At 37.6% G+C, this 14,280-nt stretch carries 11 protein-coding genes and 1 pseudogene; 1 reads left to right on the top strand and 11 read right to left on the bottom strand.

The window, feature by feature from the left end:
* Positions 1 to 82 precede the first annotated feature (82 nt).
* On the bottom strand, positions 83 to 1,066 hold the full coding sequence (locus GMB29_RS11835) for an ABC transporter substrate-binding protein (RefSeq protein WP_136358785.1): 984 nt from the start codon (positions 1,064 to 1,066) through the stop codon (positions 83 to 85).
* A 662-nt stretch (positions 1,067 to 1,728) separates the two neighbouring features.
* On the opposite strand from GMB29_RS11835, the gene GMB29_RS11830 reads away from it, so the two are divergent.
* Complete coding sequence (locus GMB29_RS11830) at positions 1,729 to 3,141, top strand: PQQ-dependent sugar dehydrogenase (protein WP_136358786.1); 1,413 nt, start codon at positions 1,729 to 1,731, stop codon at positions 3,139 to 3,141.
* Between the two features lie 68 nt (positions 3,142 to 3,209).
* Here GMB29_RS11830 and GMB29_RS11825 read toward each other — a convergent pair whose 3' ends face one another.
* The 10 genes and pseudogenes from GMB29_RS11825 to GMB29_RS11780 form a co-directional block, all read right to left on the bottom strand.
* Positions 3,210 to 3,770 (bottom strand): hypothetical protein, encoded by a 561-nt coding sequence (locus GMB29_RS11825; protein ID WP_136358787.1) that lies wholly within the window; start codon positions 3,768 to 3,770, stop codon positions 3,210 to 3,212.
* Between the two features lie 300 nt (positions 3,771 to 4,070).
* Positions 4,071 to 4,460: a cupredoxin domain-containing protein gene (locus tag GMB29_RS11820; protein ID WP_136358788.1), complete on the bottom strand. Its 390-nt coding sequence runs from the start codon at positions 4,458 to 4,460 to the stop codon at positions 4,071 to 4,073.
* Positions 4,461 to 5,213: 753 nt separating this feature from the next.
* Positions 5,214 to 8,078 carry a DUF7948 domain-containing protein gene (locus GMB29_RS11815; protein ID WP_196305245.1) on the bottom strand — a complete coding sequence of 955 codons (2,865 nt, stop codon included), beginning with the start codon at positions 8,076 to 8,078 and terminating at the stop codon, positions 5,214 to 5,216.
* Positions 8,079 to 8,741: 663 nt separating this feature from the next.
* Positions 8,742 to 8,972 (bottom strand): annotated as a pseudogene (locus tag GMB29_RS11810) (IS110 family transposase); the annotation flags it as partial.
* 124 nt (positions 8,973 to 9,096) lie between these two features.
* A complete protein-coding gene (locus tag GMB29_RS11805) occupies positions 9,097 to 9,306 on the bottom strand; it encodes a VOC family protein (protein ID WP_136358793.1) in 210 nt (69 codons plus the stop codon).
* A gap of 35 nt (positions 9,307 to 9,341) precedes the next feature.
* Positions 9,342 to 10,319, bottom strand: coding sequence for a hypothetical protein (locus tag GMB29_RS11800; RefSeq protein ID WP_136358795.1), 978 nt, complete (start codon positions 10,317 to 10,319; stop codon positions 9,342 to 9,344).
* Between the two features lie 805 nt (positions 10,320 to 11,124).
* Positions 11,125 to 11,586, bottom strand: a complete 462-nt coding sequence (locus GMB29_RS11795) for a GreA/GreB family elongation factor (protein ID WP_136358797.1) — start codon at positions 11,584 to 11,586, stop codon at positions 11,125 to 11,127.
* Between the two features lie 550 nt (positions 11,587 to 12,136).
* The gene (locus GMB29_RS11790; RefSeq protein WP_136358799.1) at positions 12,137 to 12,898 is read right to left on the bottom strand and encodes an undecaprenyl pyrophosphate synthase; all 762 of its coding nucleotides are present in this window, start codon (positions 12,896 to 12,898) and stop codon (positions 12,137 to 12,139) included.
* 449 nt (positions 12,899 to 13,347) lie between these two features.
* Entirely contained in the window at positions 13,348 to 13,566 is a 219-nt protein-coding gene (locus tag GMB29_RS11785; protein WP_136358801.1) for a helix-turn-helix domain-containing protein, read from the bottom strand.
* Between the two features lie 10 nt (positions 13,567 to 13,576).
* Complete coding sequence (locus GMB29_RS11780; RefSeq protein WP_136358803.1) at positions 13,577 to 14,068, bottom strand: DUF2975 domain-containing protein; 492 nt, start codon at positions 14,066 to 14,068, stop codon at positions 13,577 to 13,579.
* Positions 14,069 to 14,280: the final 212 nt, after the last annotated feature.

Genomic DNA, 14,280 nt, shown 5'->3' with positions numbered 1-14,280 from the left:
TCAATATAAAAGAAACCTGCTTCAATGATGAACATTGATTGTTCATTTCTCAGCAGGTTCTCTTTTGTCATAAGCTTATTCCTTATTTTTCCAATTCATAAATTTCATATAAACTATCAAGCATTAAATTCGCTGACTTATAACCAGCACCTGCACTCCAGTACACTTCGTCAACCTGAAAAACCTTATCATTTTTCACAGCATCAAGCTCTTTCCATAGCGGATGATTTGTCCACTCTTCATAGTTTTTCTCAACTAGTTCAGAATCTTTAGAGGCATTGAAGTTGAAGAATGTATCGGCGTTCAAATCCGGAATACGTTCCTTAGAAGTTATCTTTTCTCCCCAATCTTCCCCCTCAGTGCCTGCAGGGCGTTCAAGTATCTCAAACCCTAATTCCTTCAAAATTGATCCACCATAACTATTATAGTAAACTCGCATATGATCCGAGCGGAAGTTAGTAATAGTCGCCTTAATCGGTAACTTGTCACCCATTTGTGATTTGAAATCTTTTACACGGGTATCCCACTCAGCTAATAATTCAGCTTTTTTATCTTGTTTATTTAATGCATCAGCCATTAAATTCAACGTATCTTTCCATTCATAAATGGTATCATCCATAATCGTTGGAGCGATTTTAGATAATTGCGGATAAATTTTCTCATGACGATATTTAGAAGCAATAATTAAATCTGGCTTCAATTTTGAAATCTCTTCTAAGTTAGGCTGCAACTCTTGTCCAACAATTGTAGCACCTTCTAAATCAGATCTTAAATATTCATAGATGGGTTGTTGATCCCACGACTCAACGATACCAACAGGCTTCACACCAAGTGCCACAGCTGTATCATTAGCACCTTGATATAATGTTACGATTCTTTTAGGGGTGCCTTTAATCGTTGTCTCTCCTCCAGCATGTTTAACAACGCGCTCCTCTTGCTCTTGAGATGAAGCTGCCTCCTTCTCATTACTTGTCGTTGTTGTTGCCTTGTTGCCACACCCTGCTATAAGCAGCATCAATGCGATAACACATAACATGATCGAAAATAACTTATTATTGCGAAACATATGTACACTCCTTTTTCCCTCGGTGATAATGATAATTAATCTCACTTGTATATAATACCATTATTTATGAAAATGTATAGAGTTATTTTTCAATATTTTTGATATTTTTGATATTTCTGTTTTCTCCTTCTCTAGGATAGTGTCTGGAAAATTGTTTGTGTATTCCTTAAAAAGACAATAGTTATGAATGTTATTGAGGGGAATTATATTGAAGTCTCAGGTGCACTCAACATGTAAAATAAGGTTTTATTTAAGACAAAATAAAATAGAGAAGGATCTTCGGGAAATGGAAAGGATTAAAAAAGCTTATTTTTACACGGAAGTTCAATAAGCTTATTCCATTAAATGGCCCTTAATGAAAAAGAGCGCTTATCCTTGTTCAAGGATAGCCGCCCTATAATGGAATAAAAAAAGAGCATTTCTCCTTATTAAAGAAATGCACTTCTTAAGTTAGATTAATCCCTTTTTAAACCAAAATAAAATTTTCTTAACAATATATAAAATTTTTAAATTATATGGAATATACGCACTCCTTTCGTTAAATTACGGTGGTACGGAAAGTGGTGCAATGCCATGTCAGATTCCCTGCCTAATTTGTACTAATAGACAGTTCTACTCATATTCTTATAAAAGAAAACAATTAAGAAGGAGTGCAAAGTCAGTTGATAAAAGTTAAGGTTGGTTTACGGCCCATTGCAAGTAAGATAAATTTACCTACTGTTATGAAAACAACTATACTTCCAGGTGACTCAATTGAAAGGTTATTTATCGCAACCCAGGTAGGAGAGATCTTTTACATAGGAAACTCAAGTTTAAGGACTTTTTTAGATATTCGCCGGCGAATCCTAAAACTAGGTGTTTCTGGTGGCGGATATGATGAACGGGGATTGCTAGGGCTAGCGTTTCATCCCAAATTTTATTATAACGGTCTGTTTTATCTTCATTATTCAGTAGCTGGGAGCGAAGGACCAGGTGCTCTTCCTGAATCTTTTAAGCCTAACCCGTGTGATCCTAGAACTTTAAACCTAAGGTGGATAAATAGAGAAACTCAATATGATCATATTGATACAATTGAAGAATGGATTTTACAATCGAACGGTCAACCCCAAAAACGACGGACATTACTGAACTTAAGAAGACCATTTTCAAATCATAATGGGGTCAATAGTTTAAACTTTTCACCTGAAACAGGAAAACTTGTTTTAACAACCGGCGATGGTGGCTCAGGCTATGATCCATTTAACTTAAGCCAGAACGATCTAGAAATCGCTGGTAAAATAATTGAAATTGATGTAGGTAAGAATACATACATCAATAACCCACCCATTGTCACACGTTTTAATGAACTTCCCACAACTATTCAGGAAACGCTCACGGTAATGGCCAAAGGAGTTCGCAATATACCAGGTATTTCATTTCAAAGGATTTATAATCAGTATATTAAATATGCGGGAAATGTCGGCCAGGATTTGGTCGAGTCGATTTTTTCATTCGTTCATTATAAACCAATACCGGTTACTCAGCTTATTCAAGCTTCTTTCATGAATTCTGAACCTGACAAAGAAGGATTTATTAACTTTGGCTGGCGAGGTTGGGAAGGTGCTTTTCCTGCTTCGATTATAAGAGGCTGCACTAAATATCCAACTTTGGATGAGAAAACAATTGCTTATTACAATGAAGCAATAACCCTTTCAGGGAGTCGTCTTCAGCCTTTAACTAGTTATTTTCATAAAGATACCAGACCCGATAAGTTTGGAGGAACTGCACTTACAGGAGTGCAAGCCTATATGGGGAAAAGAATCCCTGGTTTAACAGGAAGTGTTGTGTTTACCGATCTTGCCCGGAAAGAATCTCAACCTCAGGTTAGAGGGGGTTTAGCTTATACCATCGTAAGACCAAATGGAAAACAAAATGATTTTAGTGTGATACAAACCGATTATGATTTTGGGTCCCAATCAGCCTATTATGTTAATTTGGGAACAAATCTGAATCAAACCAGATTATATTTAGGGGTTTATGGCTCTATGAAAGTGACTGATTTTAACCAAGGCACTGTTTTTGAAATAGTTCCATGAATCATAACTATATAAATCTCTTACATGTATTTAATGAATCGAAATTAAAACCAATGGATGGAGGATCACTAAATTATAATCCTTTTTAATCTTTTAAAAATAATTAAAGCAATTTCAACCCATAACCAGCTATAAAGGAAAGCAAATAAAAAGATACTTCCAGTTGTAAGAAATGAAAAGGAAACAGAGACGACTGGACCTAAAACTGGAAATTGAAGAATAAATAATAGACTCATCATTCCTAACATTAAAAGAATTGTACCAGTAGCAATAATACTTAACCTCTTCCTAAAAAAATAAAAAGATGCCCCTATGCAAAGTCCTAACAATCCTGTTGTAAAAGGAAAGACAATTAGTTCAGTTGGCTGTAGGATGAATAACAACATAATTGTCAGAAAGTAGGATATTACTCCAAATGGAATGGAAAACATAGAACACAACAGAATAGGTGCAGTAGCAAGCGGACTTAATAAATATCCTATACCTGGTAAAAAGCCACCTGCAGCCTGTAAAATAGCAGCAATACAGGCAAAAATAGACCCTAAAATGAGCTTCATCGTTTTTTTATGTTTATTGAATATGATTTGAGATAAACGAACCTCATCAGAAATAGGTTTTAAAAAAAACACCTCTCCACCTCATTCTTAATGGTTTATACATTACCATACATTATATTTACCATTTATTAGCGGTGGAACTATTATTAATAATCCAAACATCAATATCCTGTGTAATGAAAAATAAGCTTATTAAAAAATCTCTCTAAAACTTAACCGATATTACTAAGGAGAGAACAACTGTTTAAAAGTTAGCTGTTTTGATGATGTCTGGGTAATAATAAGGAGATTTCCTTTGCCTATTAAAAAAACCCCCATCAATGTTAGATTAATGTCTAACATTGATGGGGCAGTTCATATTGGCCCTGCTTTTTATTTGACTATTACTTTTCCAACCATTCCTTCCTGGAAATGGTACCGACATATCAGTTCATATGTACCGGGCTGTTTTGGTTTCACGGTAATGTTTTTTTCTTTTCCTGGCTGGACCTCGGCGTCAATTCCGAGCTTTTCCACTGTGAAGGTGTGCTTTTTCTTACCTTTGTTTTTCAATATCAACGTTGTGGTTGTTCCATTCGGAATAGTGATGACTTTCGGATTAAAGTAATCATCGTTCAACTGGACCTCAATCGATTTCACCGTCTCCATAGGCTGAGTTACAACACCGGATTCGGCAAATACACCAAGTGAGCCTGAAGTTGTCACAACTACAACCATTGCAAGCACAACGACCAATTCTGTTACCCACTTTTTCACAGACATTCTCAATCCCTCCTTTCCTAAACACTATTTTTTTCTAATTCATAAAATATTATCACCATAAATTTGATTCCCATGTGCTTTCTAATAGTAACTTTTTTATCTGAAACAGTGAAAAAAAGATCGACTCTAAAGTCGTATAATATTTAATTATTGATTAAAAAATGTATAAATTTTGTAATCATAATCCCTTAAACAATTTTATTGTTTGAAAGTTTAACTTTTAGACAACTATTAGACCAAATAAAAAAGATCACCTAATAAGATGATCTTTTTACATGTTATTCAATTGAATCACCCGTGAGTTTAAGTAGAAACCTTCACAATCTCTTAAATATGTTAACATAATCTAATCCCTTAAATGTATTGATCTAGAATCTTACTCATTACAAAAAGACGCCTTCTTATTCAAGAAAAGCGCCCTTTTAATGAAACAATTTTATTCTCATTTATAACTCTTGATTGTTAGTTTTCCATAGTGGTCCCTGGAATCCAGAATCGTCTTCGTACCCCATATGAGAGGTGTAAGTTTAAATAGGTAAGTTGTTGTAGGTGTTTGTTCAAGCGCTAGATGTTTATCTTACATATACTTATAGCAGTCTATAATAGCTATCTAGATAATTCTTTTATTAAGGGGTTCCACTAATAAAACAAAAGCCCTTCTCATTGAGATGGGCTTATTTTTAACCTTTGATTAGTGAATTTACATAGTTACAAAATTGCTGTTAGAGATTATCGTTTATGACGTCGATAATGCTAATGGTGGTCACCACTGCTTTCATCACTACCGGTATCATTTAGGTTACCGGCAGTTGAATCAATGATTACACTTGCAGAATTTGGATGAGGGCCTGGGTCAAAAGTGCTGGAACTTACTGTAGCCGTATTAGTAACGAATGCATTTGCTTTAGCCGTAACAACTATTGTCATATTCGCACTAGAACCTGCTGAAATATTACCAAGAGTAAAGGTTACAGTACCAGATCTTCCACGTCTAGGTGCAGTAAACGTCCCTTGACTTGTAGTTGCTGATACAAAGTCAGTGTTAGATTGTAATCGATCGGTAACCACCACATTGCTTGCAGTGTTAGGCCCCATGTTCAGGACGGTAATAGTATACGTAATTTGTTTTCTATTCCTTCCCGCTGGGACTACGAAAGCATTCTTAGTAATCATTAAATCTGCACTAGGGAGGCCATTTCCATTTAACAATACTTGCTGCGGACTATCTGAGACATTGTCAAAGATATTTAAAGTAGCACTTCTTGTTCCTGGAGTAGTAGGATTAAATGTTACTTGGATAGTGCAGCTGTTTCCAGGGTTTACGATTGTGCACATATTGGAAACAACTTGAAAATCAGTTGGGTTTTCCCCTGCAATCATAACGTTGTTGATTATTAAATCTGCTGTTCCTGTATTTGTTACTGTAACTGTTTGCGAGGAACTACTTGTATTTACGGGTTGATTTCCAAAATTTATACTTGTTGGACTCACGTTAGCGATAGGCATCGGGGTTGTAGATGGTACTGTACTAATTTTCGCTACAAAAGCGTCAGAGAACCCATTGTACGAGGTATCAAAGGCACCAGAAGTCGTCGGGTAGTCCTCAGAGATTGTAAATCCGGTTACATAGGCGTTGCCTGCAGCATCTACAGCAATGGCAAATGCCTGTTCTCCAGTGTTTCCACCTAAGTAGGTGGAATAGAGAAGCGGTGCACTTCCCGTAGAATTCAGTTTTGTCACAAAAGCGTCAGATCCCCCATTGAACGTGGTATCAAAAGCTCCTGAAGTTGTCGGAAAATCCGGAGATTGTGTAAATCCCGTAACATAGGCGTTCCCTTCAGCATCCACGAAGATGTCAGTTCCTTGATCATCACTCGATCCACCTAAGTAGGTGGAATAGACAAGCGCACTTCCTGTGGGATTTAGCTTGGTCACAAAAGCATCAAAGGGACCGCCATTGTACGTGGTATCAAATGCTCCCTGTGTCGTCGGAAAATCCCGTGAGGTTGTAAGTCCAGTGACATATGCGTTCCCTGCGGCATCTACGGAGATGCCATTTCCTTGATCACTAAGCTCACCACCTAAATAGGTGGAATAGACAAGCGCACTTCCTGTGGGATTCAGCTTGGTCACAAAAGCATCAAAGGGATCGCCATTGTACGTTGTATCAAAAGCTCCGGAGGTGGTTTGAAAATCCATAGAGTCTGTGAATCCTGTGACATAGGCGTTGCCTGCAGCATCTACAGCAATTCCAGTTGCTTGATCAAAACCGGTACCACCTAAATAAGTGGAATAGACAAGCGCACTTCCTGCTGGATTTAGTTTGGTCACAAAAGCATCATAGAAACCGCCATTGTGCACAGTATCAAAAGCTCCGGAGGTGGTTTGAAAATCCATAGAGGTGGTATTCCCTGTAACATAGGCATTGCCTGCAGCATCCACAACTATGTCAATTCCTTCATCATCTTCTGTTCCACTCAAAAATGTGGAATAAAGCAATGCACTGCCTGTAGAGTTCAACTTAGTCACGAAAGCATCCTGTCCCAGGGAACCACCTTTGAACGTGGTGTCAAAAGCTCCAGGGGTCGTTGGGAAATCCGCAGAGAGTGTGAATCCCGTAACATAGGCGTTGCCTGCAGCATCCACAGCAATGCTAATCCCCTGATCACTATTTTGTGTTCCTCCTAAGAAAGTAGAATAAACAAGTGCACTTCCTGTTGGATTTAGCTTGGTCACAAAAGCATCTTGGAAACCATCGGACGTCGTCTGAAAAGCTCCGGGTGACGTCGGGAAATCCAGAGAGGATGTGACTCCGGTGACATAGGCGTTGCCTTCGGTATCCACAGCAATGCCCACCCCGGAATCATCACTCATTCCACCTAAGTAGGTGGAATAAACCAATCCCGGATCCATGATGAGAGGATAACACGAATCATACCCATTTTCGACTTTAAATCCGTAACAGTTTTTTCCCTGTTTCTGCTTCTTCAATTTAAAGGAACTGGGCACGGCTATCTGCTGACCGTTGATTTCCTGATAGCTGATAGGCCGCTCATCGATGAGTACTCCATATGGCGTTTCAATCTGAAGGTTTCCCTCATCATCGAGGGATAACCCATCTGCCCCACGATAGGTAAGTCGAATATCCTTAATGTTGGCACCCGGTTGGACCACAAACTCATACTTGAGTTGACCGTTCTTACCCTTGAAGACCAGATCGATTCCAGACCACAGATCCCGGTAGACGATCTTCTCATAGATAGAAAGATTTCTGATCCATTTCGCTGGATCGTTTCCTTTCAAGTAATTAACCTTTCCGGATCCCTCGGATTGTCCTTCAATCCTGACATCCGGATTTGCGTCAAGAAAACGTAAAGTAAGGGCCATCCCTCGACTCGCTTGATCCGTATTTGTAGCATCACCGTTCCTAAAATGGCTGGGGGAGGTATTCTCTATAAAGGAAAACACCACTTCTTCCGGGGTAAAATAGAACCCTTTGCCAGTACCTTGACTATAATATTGAACTCTCGAATCCATCTGACCCACATTAGGGACAAAGGTAAAGGGGTGGTTCCCATAGTTCTTGATGATAGCATCCTGTATTTCCTTAGTTGTCACTCTATCAACTCCCTCTTCATTCATTTATTTCATAAAAAAGTAATTCTTGTTATTATATGTAAATTTGTTGGTGCTGGCAGGGAAAGTGTTCTAGGTTAGGAATCTATTTTTGAACGTAAAGGGAGAAGATAAGAAGGGTGGACTTTTAATTTGTATATCAATGAATAACTCATTCATCTTGAATTAATATAGTTATCAAGACCTAAATTATAAAAATCCGTAAAAAATAAAGGAGAAAACATATTAGACATATATAATATGTTTTCTCTTTTTTATTCCATTAAAGCGCCCTTTTCTGGAAGATCATCATATCCTATTTTAGCTGGTTAGTTGTATAGAACAGTCTCGTTACACTATTGAGTAGTTCCGTCCACAGTTCTGCACAATAAAAAAGTCAGCATTTTTTTGCTGACATCTGATTATATGAATTAATTGTTATACAATATAAAACAAAAAATTTTTAGATACTACTCAAACCAAGTAGAAATGCACCATTATAAGTAAAAAACTTATGCCCACTTTAGTAACCATTTTTTTCTAACACACCCTATCCTCAATAGAATATTGTTGTCTTTATCGTTACAAATTAAAGTTAACATAATTATATTTAGCTAATGTTAATTGATTATAAATACTTTATTAATTCAGCAAACGCGCACGTTGCTCCATACCGACAATCACTTGATTCATCGTTTGAGCTTGCATAAGTTGTAAGACCCACATAAGAAAATGGCGAAATCCTTCTTTTGTATTTTCAAAGTAACAAGGTGAGCCAAACTCTAATCCTCTAAAATCCTGAGGTCTTGCTACATGTTTGAATTTTGCAATATCTACTCCGATAATAAGTGTTTTAGGAGTAATTTGAGCGATTTTCTTATTTTGGTTATAATTCATGATAGGCCTCCTGGTCATGATAGATTTGTCCTTTTCGCTGGCCAGCTTTGGGACATTTTAATCATACCAAGAGAACTTTTTGATACTCAAATCTCATTTTCATTCATTACAGGAATGCTTGCCCCTAGTGTTCGCTATCCCAAGCTATTACTTCCCAAACATGTCCGTTTGGATCTTTGAAATATCCAGTATAACTCCCGTCATCTGTTACACCTTCTTTAACAATACTCCCACCGGCATTTTCTGATTGTGATTTGACTTCTTCATTGCATTTGGCATTATGAGTTAGGATAAGGGTTGATTTAAAAGGCCACCAAATTGGAGGCTTTTTCATTTAATTTATTTTCTTTTTATTAATATAATTCAATTTTAGGAACATTCATTCCTTCTAGAACTACCCATTGCTCTCCTGCGGTCGTGCAGTACCATCAGGATAATTATTCCCATCATCACTCCCAAGATGCTACCTAACTCGGTGGTTAGTACATATGCAAGCGGGTACTCTAGAGCTGGTTGTGCATCGGGGCTTATGGCGGACAAGCGGTTAAAGAGGTTATAAGAGAACAGCATTCCCGACGAGATCCATGCTGCTGCCAAAGGAGGGAAGAACCTCTTCGACCCGCGGCGGGTGGTCAGTACCAACAAACCCCACGCCCCCGCGAAGGCCCACACACTGGTACTCAACGACAATAGATGCCACCATAAATCGCGATTATCCAACATAGCTGGGTTGATACCAATAGTTCCACCAACCGCCCAGAATAGCTTAATAAATCCAAGCAGGATACAGCCAGCCGCGACAAGCCTAGCCAAGGTGATATGCAGTTTCTGGCTGTTGCCCGGTAGTAATTCAATGTCGATTGGATCAGCAAATGCCTCTGGCCAACGCGCTTTAGCGTATCCAGCTAAGGCGAAAGGCAGGCAGATGCCAGCTCCAATTAGTGAGACCATTACGAAAATCTGCTCATATACCCAAACGTTGGCAGCTCCTGCCTGCTGATCGCGTATCATAGCAGCAGGACCAAGCACAGGTGCCAGCAAAAGCATAGGAATAAGTAAACCAGTACCTACCCAGACGGGCAGGGCAACCAACCAGGCGGGCAGTCGCTCACCCCATGTCATGCTAAAGGCCAGTGCTAACAGGATACCAACTGCAGCTAGAACCATTGTTACTGCGTTTGCAGTGCGCCAACTTGGGTCGCCCATTTGTTCTGTCGGCAGGAAGAGACCGAAAGTCCAGGCGATTTTAATTAACAAATAAGGCATTACCGCTATAGCGGCACCATACCCCCAAAATCTACGCTTCTTCATCAAATGTGAAATTGGTAGCTTTTTCATTACTGTCATGAGGTCACCTCGGCCACCAGACCAGTGAGTTCGTAAATCTCTACATCCACAATGAACAGAGCGCTTCCTATTAAACTCTCATCCAAATTTCTATTTATAACTATAAATAAACACCCCTTAAGAATTATAATTTAAACTGTTTTGGTTTTAATGAATCATAGGACTTTTCACGAAGATAATCATTTCCCCAATTACTCTCACCTTCAATACCCTAAAAACTGCTCTGCTCTCTTTAACTTTAACATAATATTCCAATTAGAAATCCCTTATTCTAAAAAATGAACAATACAAAAAGGAGTTCTATCCTTATTAGATCAACGCCTCTGTTAATTGAATTAGTTTCTTTCACGATTAATGCCAAATAAACTCTTCAATAATGATACACCCAACCAAATCAACAATATAAAAATAAAGTTTTCGAATAAGCAAACACCATATATAAATATGGGAGGTGAAGATTAGTTAAAGGTTATACTCCTCTTCGTTATTCATTTGCCTTACATCTTTTCCATACCAGCTTTATCATCTAAACAAGCATAAAAAAATCAGGAAATCGTCAATGATTTCCTGATTTTCCATAATTTCTTCCTATTATCCCTCTGAAAGAAACTGTCTTTATTAAATACGTCAAATCACTAAGCTATTTTTGTGCAGCTTAACTACTTCGGTGGTAATCGATGTAAGGTGAATAATTTCAAGGATACGTTCAAATTGAGTAAATAGTAGCCTTGAATGAGTCTAAAATGACCATTTAGTGACTTAAATGTTCACCTATCATTAGCAGAATCGCTTTCGAAATAATTAATCAAGCCTTCTTTCTTTCAAGCTCAAAAAGGTGTCCAACAAACGAAATTTCTTTGATGGTTACGAAAATGTTCCCGGTTGGTATTTTTAACGATATTTTTTCACCGATATTCTTTAAAAGAAGTTGCCTGCCTACCGGAGATAAAAAGGAAATAAAGCCACTATCCGGATCCGACTGTTCAGGGTAACAAATGACATAATCTTCTGTTTCGTTTTCCTCATCGTACAATACTGTGACCTTTGTCCCGATAAACACTTTCGGAAAAGATGAAATAAAATCATTTTTTTGATTTATTTTTAATAGGTTCTCAACTTCTAATACGTAAATATTAAAATAATGTTTTAATCGTTCTTGCATAGGGGTTGATGAGATATATAGATCAGTTAACTCTATAATGTTTTCATCAATATAATTTAACTGTTGAACGAAGTAGTCCTTACTTTGATGTACTTTATGGTTCATAGTATATAACCCCCAAGCTTGGATTAAACCTTTTGCAAAACTTCATTAATTTTTTCATTATTAACTCCTCCTATATAAAAAATAAACCTTCCATACAAGAAATCAGATACGTTTTATTGACGTTATCTGTATTTCTGTACAATGAAGGAGGACTATGCTCCTTTATCTAGTGGAAGATATTAGAATTAATACTACCATATTTTAACTTAAAAATCATGAAAAGTTGGAAGTGCAAAATAACACTTAAAAAGACGATAAGAGCGTGTGATATCATAAGCATTGCGTTGATATAGTGGGTTTGTTGGGTTTGATACCCCAAACAAACCGAGTTTTCGATCATTGGAGCACGAAGCGATTGGCACGATTCTTGGCTAAAGACAAGAATTCACCATATATAATCACTTATTAGATTCTACCTACAGTATTTCCCCGGCTATATGACAAATATTAAATTCCTCTAGGCACGCAACTGCATCAATAGGAGGAAAATATTTTTAAAATGGTTGAGCTTGATACAAAACAAGCAAAAGTAACATTTCCATTCACCATCTTATATTCCGCCATACCTTCTCTTTCGTTGCCGGTATTCCTCAAGCGCATGCAGAAATTCCTTCTCGGAGAAATCCGGCCACAACACATCGGTAAACCAGAACTCCGTGTATGCCAGCTGCCAGAGCAGGAAATTGCTCAGGCGTTTTTCCCCGCCGGTGCGAATAAGCAGGTCAGGGTCTGACATACCGGCTGTATTCAGGTATTCTGAAAACTGCTGTTCATCCACTTCATCCATTGACAATTTCGCATCGTTTATATCTGTGAACATTTTTTTCATGGCATTCAGAATCTCGCGTCTACTCCCATAGTTGAGCGCAAAATTCAGCTGAAGACCGTCATTGTCCCGGGTACGGTCAATTGCAAACTGTACGGATTCACGTGTATAGGCCGGAAGATTTTCCATATCACCGATTGCCTCAATGCGCACATTATTGGCTATAAGGTCTGGCAGATAAATATGTAGAAACTCCTTGGGAAGTCTCAATATAAAGTCGATCTCTGGCTTTGGACGTTTCCAGTTTTCCGTGGAAAACGTATAAAGTGTCAGAACCTTCACCTTGCATTTGACTGCTGCCTTGACAATTTTTACGACGGCAGATAGCCCTTCTTTATGGCCAGCAACTCTGGGCATGCCCCGCTTCCCGGCCCAGCGTCCGTTTCCGTCCATAATTATGGCAATATGATCTGGTGTATGATCTTCCGGATAATGGAAGAATTCTTTCGATTGTTTATTATTGAAAAAAGGAATTTTCATTGACATTGTCTGTCCCCCCAAAATGTTGTTGTTGATCTCTCAATTACCCTCCGGACACAGCATATTGTCAGAATGGGATTCAGGTGTCTTTATACTTCCAAAAACTCTATTTTTATAGAAGGAACTATTTCATTGATAACTTTTTCACCTATCTTGCTACGTTGAGTAAAGTTCAACCATTCACAATCTATCAGTGATTGTTTTAGAATTGGTGAAGTGAGTATCACTGAATCACATCGAACTATATTGTATAAGGGACATGGACTCTTTTATGTCTCTATTTTGATAATCTTTTAATCTACCTCAAAAATCAATTGAAAATTTGCTGAATAAGTCAAGTCACTTGATTAACCAGCGAAATTCTTCAAAGTCAATGATCTTACTATACTTAAGAAAAACCCAAACAAAAGTGTAAAGCAGGTGGTATCTAAAACACCTGCTTAGTTCATTATGATTCAATGAGTGTCTTCGTCGCTTTTGTATTCTAAAATATCTCCAGGTTGACATTCTAAAGCCTTACAAATCGCTTCTAAAGTTGATAATCGAATTGCTTTTGCCTTTCCATTTTTCAATATAGAAAGATTAGCCATCGTTATTCCAACCCTCTCAGAAAGTTCTGTAACGCTCATTTTTCGTTTAGCTAACATCACATCAATATTGATTATTATCGCCATTGTTATCACCTCAGACCGTTAAATCATTTTCTGATTTTATATCGATAGCTTCTTTTAAAAGCTTTTGAAGAACAGCAGCAAAGACTGCGATAACTATTGAAGCACCAATAATGACCATTCCGATTAATACGAGACCCGGCGCGTCATCCCACTCCGCTATGATATAGACGAATGGCAGGGCTACCACATACAAGCCACTGATTGTGATGGCACAGTTTTTGATTTTCTTTAGAGCTCTTACAGATAATTCCGAGAACGCTTGATTCTTGTCAATATAACTTAAAAGTCTTAATGCTTGATACAATGCCAAGTAAAACGGGATTGCCGATCCATACATAACAATTAAAATGGCAAATACCACATAAGCCAACTCTGCACCCTTTTTTGCTTCTTCAATTGCTTCATTCGCTATCTGAGGCAACAAAAATATGCACAAAGCAAGAATAGGAATGCCAATACAGATAACAGCTATCTTTAAAAATAATGTTGAACCTCGTTTCATAAAAAGCACCTCTCTTATTTATTGTCATTTTGAAATTTAACACATTATTTATTGTTTTTCAATAAATTTTTATTTATTTTTAATCCATTTTTATTGATAAATAATTTATGACAAAAATAAAAAGCATTTCTCATTACAAAGGAAATGCCTTTTTAAAACTTAAAACTATTCAATTTATAGTTGTTAAACTAACCTGCCACTTTAGTCGAATA

The sequence above is a fragment of the Metabacillus sediminilitoris genome (assembly GCF_009720625.1).
Lineage (GTDB): Bacteria > Bacillota > Bacilli > Bacillales > Bacillaceae > Metabacillus > Metabacillus sediminilitoris.
This window is presented reverse-complemented; position numbering and strand designations above follow the sequence as displayed.